Below are 17991 nucleotides of genomic sequence, written 5' to 3' on the forward strand. Positions count from 1 at the left end.
TATTAAGTTCTTTCTGCAGCTTCTATCGTGTTGACTAATAACATTGTGATCGTCATTGGGCCGACACCGCCTGGTACTGGCGTGATGTATCCAGCCACTTCTTTCACATTCGCATAATCCACATCGCCACATAATTTGCCTTCATCGTCGCGGTTCATGCCGACGTCAAGCACCACAGCGCCAGGTTTTACCATATCGGCAGTCACGATGTTTCGTTTGCCCGTAGCCACGACAAGGATGTCAGCGTTGCGGGTATGTGAACCCAGATCACGGGTCTTAGAATTACATATGGTGACGGTAGCGCCTGCTTGCAAGAGCAACATGGCCTGCGGTTTGCCAACTATATTTGAAGCTCCCACTACCACTGCATTTGCACCGCGCACCGGGTAATCGATGGACTCTAGCATCTTCATTACGCCATACGGTGTACAAGGGCGGAATAAGGGCTGACCTGTCATCAGCAAGCCTGCGTTGCTAATATGAAAACCATCCACGTCTTTTTCTGCCGCAATCGCTTCGATCACCTTATTGGCATCAATATGCGCAGGCAAAGGTAATTGCACCAAAATGCCGTTGATCTTTGGATCCTTATTTAAACGGTCTATATGTGCTAATAGCGTCGCTTCACTGAGGTCAGCGTCGTATTTTTCAAGGACGGAATAAAAACCACAATCTTCACAAGCTTTGACTTTGTTACGAACATAGACTTGAGATGCTGGATTTTCACCGACCAAAATCACCGCCAGACCAGGTTGCTTGCCTTGCGCGGTCAATGCTGCAGCGCGTTTAGTGACGTCTTCACGGATTTGTTGAGAAAGTTGGGTGCCGCTGATGATTTGTGCCGTCATGATGTGGACTCGGAAAGGTGGCTGACGTGGAAGTTAATGAATTTCTAAACTTCTATTTAGCCAGGTTTGCAAAGAAAGGATAAGTCGTGATTATAAAGGATGGCAGGCTTTTGCATTTCAAATAGCCCTCAAAAAACTCTGTTGGGAGTAGGTAAGGCAGGTACAGATCATTTCAAATTTACTTTAGTTTATCTTTAACTTCTAGGTTTTTTACTTGTGATGATTGTCTACGGAATCATTGTTGGGTGTTCTTGGAATAAAAGAGATAAAAAACGACGATCAAAATTGCTCGATAAATGCCACTTTTTTGAACAGGTAGGTTCTTGCTCTAGTTAAGTTTGTTGAACAAATCTGGCTGGGTAGATTTGGGAATTTGCTTTCCAGCTGTTGATAAGGTGGCTTGGACAATAATCACAAAAAGTAGCAATAAAACAGCAATAGCGTATGTTGCGCTGCCACACAAATCTCACATTATGAAATTGCATATCGTAATTTGAAATTTACGAAAACTGCTGTTAGAATGCTTCAGTTTTAAAATTCAGATCCAAAATTCATTGAGCTTTTGTCGTATTTCAGACAAGCTAGAAAATTGACGCTGGAAGTCGAAGCACCTAAAAATGCTTTCGTCTGAAATAATAAAAAAGTAGCAATGAATGCAGGTGAATTCAGCGAATGTAGTTTGCGAACTTAAGATTGATCAACGAGGAGACCGTATGTCACAAATAGACCAAATTTTGGCGCAAGCCGTGAATGATCCTGACGTGATCGAGACCAATGAATGGCTCGATGCTTTGGAATCAGTAATCGATACGGAAGGTCCGGATCGTGCGCACTACCTGATGGAACGTATGATGGATCTGGCGCGCCGTCGTGGTGCGAATATCCCATTTTCAAGCAATACAGCATACGTTAATACGATTCCTGCAGACAAAGGTGCACACTGTCCAGGTAATTTGGAAATCGAAGAACGCCTGCGCTCTTATATGCGTTGGAATGCGATGGCAATGGTGGTTAAAGCCAATCGTGTTGATGGTGACCTCGGTGGTCACTTATCGAGTTTCGCGTCTTTGGCGAATATGCTGGGCATAGGTTTTAATCACTTCTGGCATGCGCCGACAGCGGATCACGGCGGTGATCTCTTGTACATCCAAGGCCACTCATCTCCAGGTATTTATGCTCGCGCTTTTCTAGAAGGTCGTTTGAGCGAAGATCAATTGATTCACTTCCGCCGCGAAGTCGATGGTAAGGGCTTGTCTTCTTACCCTCACCCAAAATTGATGCCAAGTTTCTGGCAGTTCCCGACAGTGTCTATGGGCCTCGGTCCTTTGATGGCGATTTATCAAGCGCGTTTCCTCAAGTATTTGCATGCACGTGGTATTGCCGACACGGAGAAGCGTAAAGTCTGGGCGTTCTGCGGTGACGGCGAGATGGATGAGCCAGAATCCATGGGCGCGATCGGCATGGCGGGTCGTGAGAAGTTGAATAATTTGGTGATGGTGGTCAACTGTAATTTGCAACGCCTCGACGGTCCAGTACGTGGCAATGGCAAGATCATTCAAGAACTCGAGTCTGATTTCCGTGGTGCTGGCTGGAACGTGGTCAAAGTGATCTGGGGTTCAGGTTGGGATGAGCTTCTGGCTAAAGACAAAGAAGGCGCGTTGCGTAAGATTATGATGGAAACCGTCGATGGTGAATATCAGAACTATAAAGCCAAAGATGGCGCCTATGTTCGCGCTAACTTCTTCGGTAAAGATCCACGCACCTTGGCGATGGTCGCGCACATGTCGGACGACGATATCTGGCGTTTGACACGCGGCGGTCATGATCCGCATAAAATTTACGCTGCATTTAAAGTCGCCCAAGAAAGCGTTGATCAACCAACAGTGATTTTGGCGAAGAGTATCAAAGGTTTTGGTTTCGGTAAATCTGGTGAAGCGCGTAATACTGCACACAATACTAAGAAGCTTGACGACGAAGCGATTAAGGCTTTGCGTGATCGCTTCCAATTGCCAATCGCTGATGAGCATTTGCCAGCGATTCCATTCTTTAAACCTGCAGACGACACGCCAGAAATGAAGTATCTGCAAGAGCGTCGTGCAGCTTTGGGTGGCTACTTACCACAACGTCGTCAGCAAGCTGACGAACAATTAGTGGTGCCGCCATTGTCAGCGTTCCAAGCGATGTTGGAGCCAACTGCTGAAGGTCGCGAGATTTCTACGACCGCTTCGTATGTTCGTGTGTTGACTTCCTTGTTGCGCGATAGCAGTCTCGGTCAACGCGTCGTGCCTATCATGGTCGACGAATCCCGTACTTTCGGTATGGAAGGTTTGTTCCGTCAAATCGGTATTTTCAGCCAAGTCGGCCAGTTGTACGAGCCAGTCGATAAAGATCAGGTGATGTACTATCGCGAAGATAAGGCTGGCCAGATCTTGCAAGAGGGTATAAATGAAGCCGGTGGTATGAGTTCATGGATTGCAGCAGCGACTTCCTACTCGACCAATAATCGCGTGATGGTTCCGTTCTACACTTACTACTCTATGTTCGGTCTGCAACGTATCGGCGATTTGGCCTGGGCTGCTGCGGATATGCGCGCTCGTGGTTTCTTGATCGGTGGTACTGCTGGTCGTACAACCTTGAATGGTGAAGGTCTGCAACATGAAGATGGTCATAGCCATGTTATGGCATCGACGATTCCTAACTGCGTACCTTACGATCCGACATTTGCGCATGAAGTGGCGGTCATTATTCATGACGGCTTGCGTCGCATGGTCACTAATCAAGAAGACGTCTTCTACTACATCACCGTGATGAATGAGAACTACGCGCATCCAGGTTTGGTTGCTGGTCAAGAAGAGGGCATCATTAAGGGGCTGTATTCTTTCAAAAAATCCGAAGCACAGACTAAACACCGCGTGCAGTTGTTAGGCTCGGGTACGATCCTGCGTGAAGTGATTGCTGCTGCAGATTTGTTGATGAATGATTGGGGTATTGCTTCCGATATCTGGTCCGCACCATCCTTCACCTTGTTGGCACGTGATGGGCAAGATGCTGAGCGTTGGAATATGTTGCACCCAACCGATACACCACGTGTTCCCTACATCGCTGAATGCTTGAACGATACGGCGGGTCCTATTGTTGTCGCCACCGATTACATGCGTACTTATGCAGAACAAGTTCGTGCTTTCATTCCTAAAGATCGTAGTTATAAAGTCTTGGGAACTGACGGTTTTGGTCGTTCTGATAGCCGTGCAAAATTGCGTGAATTCTTTGAGGTCAATCGTTATTTTGTAGCGATCGCGGCATTGAAAACATTGGCGGACGAAGGCGCGATTTCCGCTTCTGTTGTGGCACAAGCGATTGAAAAATACGGCATCAATCCGAATAAACCTAATCCGGTGACTGTTTAATTGAAAATTGCGTTTAGTGCGAATTTGTAGGGCGGTCGCAACCCGCGCCGCCTGCCCATCGATCATCTGAGCAGCGCGGGTTGCACCCGCCCCACAAGAGCTTCAAGAACGTTTAATTTATTAGCCCTGACCCCAGCCTTCCCCTTGAAGGGGCGGGAGTAAATGGAGAAAATGATGAGTACAGTAGAAGTCAAAGTCCCGGATATCGGCGATTTCAAAGAAGTTGAAGTGATTGAGTTGATGGTAAAAGTCGGGGATACGATTAAGGTCGATCAGTCTTTGATTACCGTTGAATCTGACAAAGCCAGTATGGAAATTCCTTCGAGTCACGCTGGCGTGGTTAAAGAAATTAAAGTAAAAGTCGGCGATAAGGTCGCGCTCGGGTCTTTGGTGGTGATCGTTGAAGCCGATGGCGCAACAGTGTCTGCACCAGCTGCATCCGCACCAGCTCCGACAGCTGCTCCGGCTCCATTGCCTGCTGCAGCCCCAGCACCTGTTGCTGCTCCAATTCCTGTAGCAGCGACCCCAGCGATCGCAGGTGTCGCTACGGCAGCTGCAGGTAAATCACACGCGTCACCGTCCATCCGCAAATTTGCACGTGAACTCGGCGTCGATTTAAGTAAAGTGCCAGGTACCGCACCTAAAGGGCGCATTACCCAGCAAGACGTACAAAATTACGTTAAAGGCGTGGTGGCGGGCGCTGCCAATGCACCCGTTGCTGCAGCCAGCACCAACGGCAGTGGTTCAGGCATGAATCTCTTGCCTTGGCCTTCCTTGGATTTCAGTAAGTTTGGCACAACAGAACTGTTGCCATTGTCTCGCATCAAGAAACTCAGTGGTCCGAACTTACATCGCAATTGGGTGATGATTCCACATGTCACACAATTTGACGAAGCCGATATCACGGGACTTGAAGATTTCCGTAAATCGTCGAATGATGCGCTGGTCAAATCTGGCGTTAAATTGACGATGTTGGCTTTCGTAATCAAAGCCAGCGTTGCCGCTTTGAAGAAGTTTAAAGCTTTCAATGCGTCTTTGGATGCAACGGGCGAAAATCTGATCTTGAAACAGTACTACAACATCGGTTTTGCAGCGGATACGCCGAATGGTTTGGTGGTGCCTGTTATCAAAAACGCGGATCAAAAAACACTGTCGCAAATCGCAACAGAGATGGGCGAGTTGTCGGCACAGGCGCGTGATGGCAAGTTAAAGCCAGCCGATATGCAAGGTGCAACCTTCACGATTTCTTCTTTGGGTGGCATCGGTGGTACAGCTTTCACGCCGATTATTAATGCACCTGAGGTGGCGATTCTTGGTTTATCCAAATCTTCTATGAAACCAGTCTGGGATGGCAAACAATTCGTGCCACGTTTGATGTTGCCTTTGTCTTTGTCCTACGATCATCGCGTGATTGATGGCGCTATGGCTGCGAAATTTACTGCCTATTTGGCGGATGTTCTTGCAGATTTGCGTAAGACGATGCTTTAAAAAAAACTAGGGTGGGCGCGATTTTGTGCTCACAACTAAGTTAAAGCTTGGCGGACAGCGGTGGGCAAGTGCCCACGCTACGAAGAATAAAATTGGAGCAGAAAATATGAGCACAATTGAAGTCAAAGTCCCGGATATCGGCGATTTTAAAGAAGTCGAAATTATTGAAGTGATGGTGAAAGTAGGTGATACGATCAAGGTCGACCAATCGCTGATCACAGTTGAATCTGATAAAGCCAGTATGGAGATCCCCTCTAGTCACGCTGGCGTGGTAAAAGAAATCAAAGTCAAAGTCGGCGATAAAGTGGCTGAAGGTAGCTTGATGATTATCGTGGAAGCCGCCGGTGCGACCGCCTCAGTCGTAACACCAGCTGTTGTTGCGCCAGTTGCTGCTGTAGCCGTAGCAGCTACACAGGCGCCAGTTGCTGCAGCACCTGCCCCCGTCGGCATCATCGAAGTTAAAGTCCCCGATATCGGCGACTTCAAAGAAGTTGAAGTGATTGAATTAATGGTTAAAGTCGGTGACACGGTCAAAGTCGATCAATCTTTGATCACCGTGGAATCCGACAAGGCTAGTATGGAAATTCCTTCTAGCCACGCTGGCGTGGTGAAAGAAATCAAAGTTAAGGTCGGTGATAAAGTCGCTGAAGGAAGTTTGTTGGTATTGGTGGAAGGTGCAGGTGTTTCTACATCAGTCTCTACAACTACTGCTGTATCTGCAGCAGCGCCGGCTTCTACCACGGTAGCCGCTGCACCGGCACCAGTGGCATCAAATTACAGTGGTAAAGTCGATATCGAATGCGACATGATGGTCTTGGGCGCAGGTCCTGGCGGCTATTCAGCTGCTTTCCGTGCTGCTGATCTCGGGATGAATGTGGTTTTAGTTGAGCGTTATGCGACTCTGGGTGGTGTGTGTCTGAACGTCGGCTGCATTCCATCCAAAGCCCTATTGCACGTCGCCGCCGTCATCGACGAAACTGCGGCGATGTCGGGGCACGGTGTGACTTTCGCTAAACCACAAATTGACCTTGATGCTTTGCGTGCGCATAAAGATGGCGTGATCAAGCAAATGACAGGCGGCTTGGCTGGCATGGCGAAAGCGCGTAAGGTCAATGTCGTGCAAGGTAACGGTCAATTCGTCAGTCCTTATCATATTGAAGTGACTGCGGCTGACGGTAGCAAGAAGACCGTACAGTTCAAGCAAGCGATTATCGCAGCGGGTTCTTCTGTCGTGAACTTGCCATTTGTGCCTGAAGATCGACGTATCGTCGATAGCACAGGTGCCCTGGAGCTACGTCAGATTCCTAAGCGCATGTTAGTGATTGGCGGCGGTATCATTGGTTTGGAAATGGCCACTGTGTACTCGACGCTAGGCGCACGCATCGACGTTGTTGAAATGATGGATGGTTTGATGCAAGGCGCTGATCGCGACATGGTCAAAGTCTGGCAAAAGCATAATCAACATCGTTTCGACAATGTGATGACGAAGACCAAGACAGTTGGGGTCGAAGCACTTCCTGAAGGTATTAAAGTTACGTTTGAAGCGGCAGAGACGGGCGCTACAGCACCAGCACCTCAAGTCTATGATCTGGTCTTGGTCGCGGTCGGACGTAGCCCGAATGGTAAAAAAATTGCGGCTGACAAAGCCGGTGTGACAGTCACGGATCGTGGCTTCATCAATGTCGATAAGCAAATGCGCACGAATGTCCCACATATCTTCGCGATCGGTGATTTGGTCGGTCAACCCATGTTGGCGCATAAGGCTGTTCATGAAGCCCATGTGGCGGCAGAGGCGGCAGCAGGTCATAAGGCTTATTTCGATGCGACGGTTATTCCCTCAGTTGCTTACACCGATCCCGAAGTGGCGTGGGTGGGTGTGACTGAAGACGAAGCCAAAGCCAAGGGTCTGGCGATTGAAAAAGGCGTATTCCCTTGGGCAGCATCTGGTCGCGCAGTAGCCAATGGTCGTTCTGAAGGCTTCACTAAGTTGATCTTTGATGCCGAAAGCAAACGCATTATCGGTGGTGCTATCGTTGGTACGCATGCCGGTGACATGATTGGTGAACTGGCGGTCGCGATCGAAATGGGCGCAGATGCGGTGGATATCGGTAAGACTATTCATCCACATCCGACCTTGGGTGAGTCTATGGGGATGGCTGCAGAAGTGTATAAAGGCGTGTGTACGGATTTACCTCCGCAACGCAAGAAGTAAGTTAGAAGTTTAATTTGCTAAAAAGTCCCTGCGAACAAATTGTTTGCAGGGACTTTTTTTATATTGTGAGGCATTTAGACTATGACAATCGGTTCGTGATGTTTGCGACAATGAATTTAGCGTGCCCAGAGGAAACTCCATTTGATTTGGCATCTAGCATAAGATAAATCTCGATAAATTGAGAAAGACACTACAAGTTGCTAATCGTTTATTGGGAGAGTTAGATCTACAGCAACTTGGTGCCCTAAGAAAAGACTGTAGGAGACACAAAAGAGTCCATCGCAAAACTTGTGAGCGCATTGTTGCTAGTTGAGGGTGTGCCAGTTTTCTGTGTTTGCAATAAAGAAGCCGCATTGTTTAAGTGCCAGCTCAAACCTGCCATTTTGTGATTGTTTTTGTAGTTCTGGAAAAATATTTTCAGCAATTGCTTGCCCTTGTTTTGTCGCGCTGCTCGCAAAATGGCGAGAGCCCTGTAAGGCAATACGTAGATTTGGAATGGGTATTAACTGACAATCATCTAATTGAATGTTCATATGCTGCCCCATACTAAATGGCGCCAGCAACGCATCAACTTCCTCACTGCTAACCATGTACACCATTTGTCGCCACGTCTTCACATCGAGACAGTGGGAAATGCCTAGTTGTTCTAGCGTATTCCAGTCGGCACTCCAGTCTCGATTGGAAACAAATCTTAACTGTTGGATATCGGTGAGCGTTTGGCAGGTTAAAGCATGTTGATTTTGTGGGTAAGTGTAAATGCCAACTAGTGATTTGCCCTCTGCGATCATCGCTTCAGACATATGAATCTCTTCAGAATAGGCTTCCAGGTCTGAACGCCAGCAAGTAGTCGCTAGCGCAGCGATTGAGGAAGAACGAAGTTGTTCAATACCAACTGCATAACTGTCGACTGCAATAATTTCATACTTAGTATCAGGCCAAACGGTCTGCAGAGCGCAAATAAAAAAAGCGAGTTCCACGACGTCCCTCCGACTATACTCACCTGAGAAGTCTGAGATGGAAGTAAGCTGACGCCCCTCCAAAAACAATTGATAATCTTCGACGACATCTTTAGGTGCGCCAATTTTTACCAGCGTTTGATCTAGTTCTGGCGCGATTAGCGGCAACACCATACATATACTGGTGCCTTCACCTGGAATAGATTCGATATCAATTTTTCCGCCGAATATCTGTGTTACCACGGTATGTGCTAAATGCATACCGAGACCACTTCCTCCTTTACCGAGCTTGGTCGTGAAGAAAGGTTCAAACACCCGACGTAACACATGAGCAGGTATGCCATTGCCGTTATCGCTAAAGACGATTTCTACCTTGTTTTCTGGTACTAACTTGGCTGTGAGCAGCATATGTCCTTGCTCAATGTCTTCAAACGCATGTAATAGGGCATTGTTAATAAAATTGATGAGTATTTGACTCAATGGACCCGGATAAGCTTGCATTACAATCGTAGGATCAATGTCTGTTTGAAAAATATGTCGTGCTTGACTGATCGTTGGCGCCATCGCCAAACGTGTTTCTTCGACTACTTGATCTAATGAAAATTCTCTTCTTTGCTCCGAATGCTGGTCTGCAGATAATTGTTTAAAACTGCTAATAAGTGCGGCAGCGCGTTCTAGATTTTGTTGCAAAATTGTGGTGCCGCGATACGATTCGATGAAGAAATCCTTTAAAGCTTTCCGTGTGAATTTGGTTTCGCTGACAATCTCTAGTTCTTTTATCTTGTCGGACAAGGTGGTGCTGACCAAGAGTGCATTTCCTATTGGTGTATTCAATTCATGTGCTACACCAGAGACCAGCGCGCCTAGTGCAGCATTTTTTTCATTTTGCACCAGTTCGTGCCTCGTGCCTTCAAGGTTTTGTAAGGTATCTATCAGGCGTGAGTTACTGCTAGCTAATGCGCGGGTTCTTTCTTCAACACGCGATTCGAGAATTTCATTGGATAGTTTTAGGGCTTCTTTTAATCGTTCAGATTCGAGTAACTCTTGTCTTGATCTGCGCCAGGCTAGTGTCAAGTAGAGTAAAAAAGCGACAATCCAGACAAATATAATTCCGAGTCGAAAATTCCCCGCAGAAATCCACAAACCAACAAATTCCGCTGATTCTAAACTGATGTTATGTGTTCCCGGCGTGACATTGCCACCTGTGGTCAGGCTCATCGCGACAACGTTATCTAATTCAGGTCCTAAATGATCGATAGTGGTAGGGTGATCTTGCACCCACCAAGATGCCACCATGAATTGACTGAGTTTAAATTCGACCGTTGCCGTAGTTTGATTAGGATCGTATACGATCTCGTGCGGCTTCAATGTACTGCCGAGGGAAGGTTTGGAATAGGCGGAATTAAAGTTTCGTAAGAAAATGCGCAGGGCGTGTACTTTCTCTGGACCATCACTGCGCACCTTGATCCTCAGCGAGTCATATTGACTTAAATTAATCCCTTGGATGGTTTTATCTGCTTTGTTACCTGCTTTGTCTTCAAAACTGATTTCTAACTCGCAAAAGGGCCACTGATAACCAGCCTGAATTTCACAATCTACATGTAAGCCTTTGCTATCTTTACGCAGTTTTGCGACACTATTTCCTCCCTCTGGGCGGTCGTCAATTACCGTAATGGGTAATTTTGTGAGTGCGTCAATTCGTAGACTGCGAGTCATCCAATTTTCATTGGCATAGAGTGCGATTAGTGTGAGTAACACCAAACCTAGCATCAGCGTATTCGCTAATCGGTCAATAGGAAATGCGCTGATTTTAGAATTCATGATGGCTTGATACTTTAGCTGGGTAGCATAGACAACATAGAATACAGAAACTATAGGGACAATTTATTCTACTCGTATTTTTTGCAGCGTCATTAACAAAGCCAATAATAGAATTATCAATCGCCTAGAGTGTTGCTGATTTCATCTAAATATGGGAAAAAGCTTGCTTTGATTCGCATTCGCAATGGATACTTTTACATATTTTTTAGATATATTAAGTTTTTAAACTCTTTTCTTCGGACGCTACATGAAAACAATCGAAAAAATTTGGTGTACTGCGAGTTTGTCTATTGTGCTGACCGGATGTGAACTGCAAAGCTCGGACTTAAGCCAGGGTTTGCTCCTCGCTTTTGCGTTATTAGCTTTGCTATTTATCTTTGTGTGGGCAAAACGATTGCGGCAAATGCGACAAACTGGGCAAGTATGGAGCTGGCCAAAACCAATAGAAATTGTGATTGGTGTGATCACTGACTTTTTCGATACTTTGGGCATAGGTTCATTTGCGCCGAGTACCGCATTTTTTAGACTATTTAAGCTGGTGCCAGATGAATTAATTCCTGGCACATTAAATGTCGGACACACCTTGGGAACCATTGCACAAGCGCTGATCTTTATTCAAATAGTGCAGGTTGCACCGGCAACTTTATTACCGATGATACTGGCGGCGGGACTGGGTGCGGCGATTGGTACCAAAATGGTAGGGCACCTTCCCCGATTTCAGATTCGTATCGGCATGGGACTCGCGTTATTGATAGCCGCCGTTATTATGTTTTTGTCGATGCGAGGAATCTTGCCGGCAGGTTTAGATGCACTATCATTGACGGGATGGAAGTGGTGGGCGGGTGTGATCGGTAATCTCCTATTGGGTGTCTTGATGCCATTAGGCATTGGATTGTATGCGCCGTGTATGATTCTGGTTAGCCTGCTTGGTATGAGTCCGCTGGCAGCGTTTCCCATCATGATGGGCTCGTGCGCATTTTTGATGCCGATTAGTAGTATAGGTTTTTTTCAAAATGGCAAATACCTGCCGTCAGCAGCACTTGGTATCGCGATCGGCGGAGTGCCTGCAGTTTTGGTTGCAGCTTATGTGGTGAAGTCACTGCCTTTAGATTATGTACGTTGGATAGTGCTAGCCGTGGTGCTGATTGTTGCAATGACCCTATTGCGTGCGGCGTGGCGTGAGCGCTAGCTCTATCGATTTCTGGTTTTTTAGCACTGCCCTTTTCACCAATGGCATCACGTAAAAATACGTGGTGCGATTTTTTTGTGTTTTGCAAACGCATCTTGCGCTTTAAGCGGCCTTTGAACTAGAAGTTGAGCTCCCACTTCACCTTGAGCAGGTTTACGTGAATGTTATTGGTTCAATATAGTTGTTATAGGTTAGTATGCCGATTTGTGATTAGCCACTCAATAAAGGTGTATAAAATGGAAGTCGATCCACTAGAAACAGTCGAAACTTTAGAAGAAAATCGCGGAGCTGATAAAGCGTCATTCTCCTTGAATATGATGGTCGCGATTACTGTCGCTTTACTCGCTACTTTTATGGGTATATGCAAAGTGAAGGACGACAATATCGTGCAAGCGATGCAGCAATCGCAAGCCAACAAATTGGATCATTGGGCTTATTACCAAGCGCGAAACTTACGGGAAGAGGTGGCGAAATCAACTGTGGTTCAGCTCAAGTTAGCGGCAATGGAACGTAGTGATGCGGTGAAGCAAGCGTATGCTGCGGCGATTGCTGATTACGAAAAGCTAGCTGAGGATCAGGCGCGCAAGAAAAATGAACTGAAAGCGCAAGCGGAACAAGACCAACTTGATTACGATGCCGCTAACTACAAAGATGACCAATTTGATTTGTCCGACGCTTTACTAGCGGTTGCCATTTCACTGCTCGCGGTTACCGCGTTGACGAAACAAAAATGGTTGTACTTTACAGCTCTGATACCAACTGGTTTTGGCTTTTACATGGGCTTGGCGGGTTTGCTAGGCTGGAAAGTACATCCTGACTTGCTGATCAAATTGTTGTCGTAATTTTCGTCTTGGCGCAGCCCCACTTTATCTGTGCAAGCGCAGGAGGTGAGTTGATTTTCTATTGCTTCAGATAATCTCATTTTCTATCTAGTTAAATCAAACGTTTGATTTATGTGCTACACTGCTGCGCATGATAAAAACACCGAATTCCACATCAAACAGCCGCGCGTCGCGAGCGGATGGTCAAGAAGCGCGCGATCGTCTGTTTGCTTGCGCTCTGCGCCTGTTTGCTGAAAAAGGCTTTGCGAAAACCTCAACCCGCGAACTCGCGCAAGCTGCTCAAGTCAACATATCTGCTATCAGTTATTACTTTGGCGATAAGGCCAAGCTTTACCGTGACGTCTTTAATGACGCGCGCTGCAATCCCAATATCGAGCCTGTTTTTTTTGATGACGCCGAATTAAGCCTGCATGATGGTATCGCCGGCATGATGCGGGTATTCGGCGACAGCATGAAGCAGGGAGAGTTGGCACAGAATTGTCTCAAGCTCCACATCCGCGAAATGTTAGAGCCGACCGGGCTCTGGATTGAAGAAATTGAGACACAAATCAAACCGGCGCATCAAGCTTTCGTCCGCTTTTTGGCGCGACACATCGCACATCAACATATTGACGATGATATTCATCGACTTGCCTTTGCCATTTCTGGGCTGGCATTGACCATGATGGTCAATGGAGACGTGATTATGGCTGTGCGTCCGCGCCTAATTAGTAAAGACAAAGCGATTGACGAGTATGTCGAAAGGCTCACCGGCTATGCCATTGCCATGTGCCACAGTGAGTCTGCGCGACGAGATATATTTGTTTGATCGTTAGCGAAATGCGATAAAGATCAACTCAACAGCAAAGATTTTTGATATTTAAGATAAGGAAATGATGATGAAGACAAAAGCGTATCAACTCCGTTCGCTCCCTGTTTCATTGATGCTCAGCGCAAGTCTGGCATTCGTCAGTATGATTGTCGTTGGGTCTTCTGCGGCGCAAAGTTCAGCGAGTGCGAGTGCCTCGGCAAAGATTGTTCCTAGTAGTAAACCAGCGTTGACTGTGACCGCCACCCAAGTTGGTAGCGGGCAGATGGCCACACGTTTGACAGCCAATGGCAGCATTGCAGCGTGGCAAGAAGCGAGTATTGGTTCTGAATCAAATGGACTGCGTATCGCAGAAATTTACGTCAATGTTGGTGATGTGGTAAAGCGTGGTCAACGGCTCGCTAGCTTTGCTAGCGAATCAGTGCAAGCCGATGTAGCACAAGCAAAAGCAGCACTGGCAGAGGCAGAGGCGACAGCAAGTGAAGCGGTGACGAACGCCGATCGCGCTCGTGGCTTACAAGCGAGTGGCGCCATTAGCAAACAACAAATCGGGCAATACCTGACTGCCGAAACGACCGCTAAGGCGCGCGTGAATGCTTCTAAGGCCGCACTCGATGTGCAGCAATTGCGGATGAAATACACTCAAGTCGTGGCGCCAGATTATGGCGTTATTTCAGGACGCATGGCCACCGTCGGTGCAGTGGTTAGTGGCGGTGCTGAGTTATTTCGTATGATTCGTCAAGGCCGCTTGGAATGGCGCGCTGAAGTCACTTCGTCAGAATTAAGTAAGTTGTCGGTCGGTATGCCGGTCACGGTAATTGCACCGAACGGTGAGCAAGCGCAAGGTAAAGTGAGAATGGTAGCACCGACCGTGGACGTCAATAATCGTACTGGTTTGGTGTATGTCGATGTGATTCAGACTAAGGAAAAAAATAACGCGAATGCATTTAAGCCAGGCATGTTTGCACGCGGGGAATTTCAACTTGGGAGTTCGCAAGCAACCACGATCCCCCAGCAAGCCGTGGTGGTGCGAGATGGATTTAGTTACGTATTTAAATTAAATTCGGATCAGCGTGTGACCCAAGTAAAAGTACAGACGGGACGTCGTATGATGTTCAATGGTGTCGAACAGATTGAAGTTTTATCGGGAATTAATTCGGGCACACATATCGCTGCGAGCGGTGTTGGCTTCTTGAATGATGGCGATCTCGTTAAATTGGTGGGTGCGACAACTGACTCAAGCGCGGTGCCGACAGGCAATCCATCCGCGGTAAAGAAATAGGGAGCGCACGATGAATTTTTCTACGCTTTCCATTAAGAACCCGATTCCGGCGATTATGCTTTTCGTACTGCTGAGTTTGGCCGGAATATTGGCGTTTCGAAGCACGATAGTGCAAGATTTTCCAGACATTGAGCTGCCTTTGGTCACGGTTAACGCGAGTTTGCCCGGTGCGGCTCCGGCCCAGCTGGAAACGGAAGTCGCCCGCAAAATTGAAGATTCGGTCGCGACTTTGCAGGGTGTTAAAAATGTTTATACCAATGTGCTTGATGGAAATGTGACCATTACGGTCGAATTTGTACTGGAAAAAGTGCTTTCGGACGCGGTGAATGAAGTGCGTGATGCCGTTGCTACCGTGCGTGCTGATTTGCCGAGCGAGATGCGTGATCCTACGGTGACGAAAATGTCGACAGCAGGTCGCGTAATCATGACCTATACCATAGAGGCGGCACCTGCAGAAAAAGGGCATGCACAAGTTGCAGGCGAAAACTCGACACCGGATGTGCAAGACCTGAGCTGGTTTGTCGATAACACAGTCGCCAAACGGATACGATCTGTGGCTGGCGTCGGTGCGGTAAAACGCATGGGCGGCGTGAATCGTGAAATTCGTATCGAATTGAATGCCGACAAAATGGCAGCTTTAAACGTATCGGCCGTTGATGTGTCGCGTCGTTTGAAGATCGTACAAAAAGAAGCCCCTGGTGGTCGCGGTGATATTAGTGGTGCTGAACAAGCAGTGCGAACGATTGCGACCGTTAAGACCGCTGAGGAGTTGGCGCAACTCGATATTCCTTTACCTGATGGCCGACACCTACGTTTAGACCAAGTGGCGACCGTCAGCGATACAGTCAGTGAGCAGCGGTCTCGTGCTAGTTTCAATGGTCGTGATGTTGTTGGTTTTGAAGTTTTTAGAACCAAGGGAGCGTCCGAAGTTGATGTTGCTCAAGGGGCGCGTGCTGCAGTTGCCGAACTGCAGACAAATCACCCGCAGTTCTTGTTTAAACAAGCGATAGATAACGCGCAACCGGTTGAAGAAAACTTCAGAGGATCGATGGAGCTATTGTACGAAGGCGCTCTGTTGGCGGTATTGGTGGTGTGGTGGTTTTTACGTGATTGGCGTTCAACCTTGGTGGCTGCTGCTGCTTTACCGTTGTCGGTAATTCCTACTTTCCTTGGGTTGAAATATTTTGGCTATACCTTAAACACTGTGACGCTTTTGTCGTTGGCATTGGTGGTTGGTGTGTTGGTCGACGATGCCATTGTCGAAATCGAGAACATCGCGCGACACTTGCGGATGGGGAAAACACCGATGCAGGCGGCAACCGAAGCTGCGGACGAAATTGGGATGGCGGTGATCGCCACGACCTTTGCCTTGGTTGCTGTATTTTTGCCGACCGCTTTTATGGGGGGAGTACCAGGACTTTTCTTCAAGCAGTTTGGTTGGACGGCGGTGATCGCGATTTTGGCATCGCTCGTGGTTGCACGTTTGCTGACACCGATGATGTCTGCCTATATTCTTAAGGCCGTGGGGCCCGGGGAAGATGGCGGACATCATGCACCGAAAGACAGTCGCATTATGCAGATGTATATGCATACCATGCAATGGTGTTTGCGTCATCGTTTTACGACCGTCGCTTCTGCAGCATTGTTCTTCGTGGCCTCGATTGCATTGGTCGGTTTGTTGCCAACAGGCTTTGTGCCACCATCTGATCGCGCGCAAACGCAAGTGAATGTTGAGCTGCCACCAGGTAGTACCTTGGCAGAAACGTCCACAATAGCAGAGCAAGCACGGATTCAAATTATGGCGGTGAAAGGCATTACCGGCGTGTTTAGTTCTATTGGTGGCGGTTCAAGTGGGGATGCTTTCGCCCCTGGTGCCGCAGCGGAAGCGCGACGTGCGGTTTTGACCGTAACTGCAGTTCATCGTGATCAGCGTAAAGAGTCGATGTCTGATATCGATAATTTGATTCGCAGCAAATTGAGCGAGCTTCCAGGTGCGCGTTTCTCAGTCGGTCCCTTGGATACTGGGGTTAAATTGCAGTTGGTACTCAAGAGTGAGGATCCAGTTGCCTTGCTCGATACCGCGAAGAAAGTGGAAAGGGAATTACGGACCTTGAAGGGCGTTGGTAACATCAGCTCAAGTGCTTCTTTGGTGCGCCCTGAAATTATCGTTCGTCCGGATATGGCGAAAGCTGCTGATCTTGGGGTAACTGCTGAAAGCATAGGCGAAACTGTGCGTGTTGCTACCGCGGGAGATTACGATATGGCTTTGTCCAAGATGAATCTAGCGCAGCGACAAGTGCCGATACGCGTCAAACTGCCCAATGAAGTGCGGGCTGACTTAGCTGCAATCGAACGCTTAACGGTGCCGGGTAAACACGGACCAGTGATGTTGGCGAGTGTAGCGACAGTAACGATGGAGTCGGGCCCCGCGCAGATTGATCGCTTGAACCGTAGTCGTAATGTGACGCTCGATGTGGAGCTCGGCGGTCGTCAATTGGGCGAAGTGAATGAAGAAGCGCGTGCATTGCCAACCATGAAGAACTTGCCACCATCAGTCAGTATTGCTGAGCTTGGCGACGCGCAAGAGATGCAAGCCTTGTTTGCAAGTTTTGGTATCGCGATGCTCATCGGTGTGCTGTGTATTTATGGCGTCTTGGTCTTATTGTTCAAAGATTTCTTACAACCAATGACGATCTTGGCCGCATTGCCACTCAGTATTGGTGGCGCCTTCGTCGCCTTATTAGTCACTGGCCGCGCACTTTCTATGCCGTCTATGATTGGCTTGATTATGCTAATGGGCATCGTAACAAAAAATTCGATTCTGCTGGTCGACTACGCCATTATCGCGCGTAATGAAGGCATGGAACGCTTCGCAGCATTGGTCGATGCTTGTCATAAACGTAGTCGTCCTATCATCATGACCACCATTGCCATGGGCGCCGGTATGATGCCATTGGCATTGGGGTGGGGCGCCGATCCGAGTTTCCGCTCACCGATGGCGATTGCGGTGATAGGTGGCCTGATTACCTCCACCTTGCTGAGTCTTTTGGTAGTACCGGCGGTGTTCACCTACGTTGATGACTTTGAACATTGGATGAAACGTATGTTCAGAAAATCTAAGTAAGTATCTGAAAAATT

Annotated in this window: 10 protein-coding genes; 8 read left to right on the forward strand and 2 right to left on the reverse strand. The window is 47.7% G+C overall.

Features of this window, described 5'->3' with window-relative positions; all coding sequences use genetic code 11:
• Window positions 1-2 precede the first annotated feature (2 nt).
• Window positions 3-848, reverse strand: coding sequence for a bifunctional methylenetetrahydrofolate dehydrogenase/methenyltetrahydrofolate cyclohydrolase FolD (gene folD / locus ACO0KZ_RS08250; RefSeq protein ID WP_422994597.1), 846 nt, complete (start codon window positions 846-848; stop codon window positions 3-5).
• A gap of 713 nt (window positions 849-1561) precedes the next feature.
• Here folD and aceE point away from each other — a divergent pair.
• From aceE to lpdA, 3 genes are all read left to right on the forward strand, one after another.
• The gene (aceE, locus tag ACO0KZ_RS08255) at window positions 1562-4255 is read left to right on the forward strand and encodes a pyruvate dehydrogenase (acetyl-transferring), homodimeric type (protein WP_422994599.1); all 2694 of its coding nucleotides are present in this window, start codon (window positions 1562-1564) and stop codon (window positions 4253-4255) included.
• Between the two features lie 174 nt (window positions 4256-4429).
• Window positions 4430-5743, forward strand: a complete 1314-nt coding sequence (aceF, locus tag ACO0KZ_RS08260; protein ID WP_422994866.1) for a dihydrolipoyllysine-residue acetyltransferase — start codon at window positions 4430-4432, stop codon at window positions 5741-5743.
• Between the two features lie 106 nt (window positions 5744-5849).
• Entirely contained in the window at window positions 5850-7955 is a 2106-nt protein-coding gene (gene lpdA, locus ACO0KZ_RS08265) for a dihydrolipoyl dehydrogenase (RefSeq protein ID WP_422994601.1), read from the forward strand.
• A 305-nt stretch (window positions 7956-8260) separates the two neighbouring features.
• Here the strand turns inward: lpdA and ACO0KZ_RS08270 are convergent, their stop codons facing one another.
• A complete protein-coding gene (locus tag ACO0KZ_RS08270) occupies window positions 8261-10732 on the reverse strand; it encodes an ATP-binding protein (RefSeq protein WP_422994603.1) in 2472 nt (823 codons plus the stop codon).
• A 247-nt stretch (window positions 10733-10979) separates the two neighbouring features.
• Between ACO0KZ_RS08270 and ACO0KZ_RS08275 the strand changes: the two genes are divergently transcribed.
• From ACO0KZ_RS08275 to ACO0KZ_RS08295, 5 genes are all read left to right on the forward strand, one after another.
• The gene (locus tag ACO0KZ_RS08275; RefSeq protein WP_422994605.1) at window positions 10980-11921 is read left to right on the forward strand and encodes a sulfite exporter TauE/SafE family protein; all 942 of its coding nucleotides are present in this window, start codon (window positions 10980-10982) and stop codon (window positions 11919-11921) included.
• A gap of 236 nt (window positions 11922-12157) precedes the next feature.
• Window positions 12158-12763 carry a DUF4337 domain-containing protein gene (locus ACO0KZ_RS08280; RefSeq protein ID WP_422994607.1) on the forward strand — a complete coding sequence of 202 codons (606 nt, stop codon included), beginning with the start codon at window positions 12158-12160 and terminating at the stop codon, window positions 12761-12763.
• A 130-nt stretch (window positions 12764-12893) separates the two neighbouring features.
• On the forward strand, window positions 12894-13571 hold the full coding sequence (locus tag ACO0KZ_RS08285; protein ID WP_422994609.1) for a CerR family C-terminal domain-containing protein: 678 nt from the start codon (window positions 12894-12896) through the stop codon (window positions 13569-13571).
• Between the two features lie 64 nt (window positions 13572-13635).
• Window positions 13636-14853 carry an efflux RND transporter periplasmic adaptor subunit gene (locus tag ACO0KZ_RS08290; protein WP_422994611.1) on the forward strand — a complete coding sequence of 406 codons (1218 nt, stop codon included), beginning with the start codon at window positions 13636-13638 and terminating at the stop codon, window positions 14851-14853.
• A gap of 10 nt (window positions 14854-14863) precedes the next feature.
• Complete coding sequence (locus ACO0KZ_RS08295; RefSeq protein WP_422994613.1) at window positions 14864-17977, forward strand: efflux RND transporter permease subunit; 3114 nt, start codon at window positions 14864-14866, stop codon at window positions 17975-17977.
• Window positions 17978-17991 lie beyond the last annotated feature (14 nt).

The sequence above is a fragment of the Undibacterium sp. Di24W genome, from assembly GCF_049340325.1.
Classification (GTDB): Bacteria; Pseudomonadota; Gammaproteobacteria; order Burkholderiales; family Burkholderiaceae_D; genus Undibacterium.

Excerpts from the sequence above, each read along its gene's own strand:
- folD (WP_422994597.1), bottom strand. The coding sequence starts at position 848 with ATGACGGCACAAATCATCAGCGGCACCCAACTTTCTCAACAAATCCGT.
- aceE (WP_422994599.1), top strand. The coding sequence starts at position 1,562 with ATGTCACAAATAGACCAAATTTTGGCGCAAGCCGTGAATGATCCTGAC.
- aceF (WP_422994866.1), top strand. The coding sequence starts at position 4,430 with ATGAGTACAGTAGAAGTCAAAGTCCCGGATATCGGCGATTTCAAAGAA.
- lpdA (WP_422994601.1), top strand. The coding sequence starts at position 5,850 with ATGAGCACAATTGAAGTCAAAGTCCCGGATATCGGCGATTTTAAAGAA.
- ACO0KZ_RS08270 (WP_422994603.1), bottom strand. The coding sequence starts at position 10,732 with ATGAATTCTAAAATCAGCGCATTTCCTATTGACCGATTAGCGAATACG.
- ACO0KZ_RS08275 (WP_422994605.1), top strand. The coding sequence starts at position 10,980 with ATGAAAACAATCGAAAAAATTTGGTGTACTGCGAGTTTGTCTATTGTG.
- ACO0KZ_RS08280 (WP_422994607.1), top strand. The coding sequence starts at position 12,158 with ATGGAAGTCGATCCACTAGAAACAGTCGAAACTTTAGAAGAAAATCGC.
- ACO0KZ_RS08285 (WP_422994609.1), top strand. The coding sequence starts at position 12,894 with ATGATAAAAACACCGAATTCCACATCAAACAGCCGCGCGTCGCGAGCG.
- ACO0KZ_RS08290 (WP_422994611.1), top strand. The coding sequence starts at position 13,636 with ATGATGATGAAGACAAAAGCGTATCAACTCCGTTCGCTCCCTGTTTCA.
- ACO0KZ_RS08295 (WP_422994613.1), top strand. The coding sequence starts at position 14,864 with ATGAATTTTTCTACGCTTTCCATTAAGAACCCGATTCCGGCGATTATG.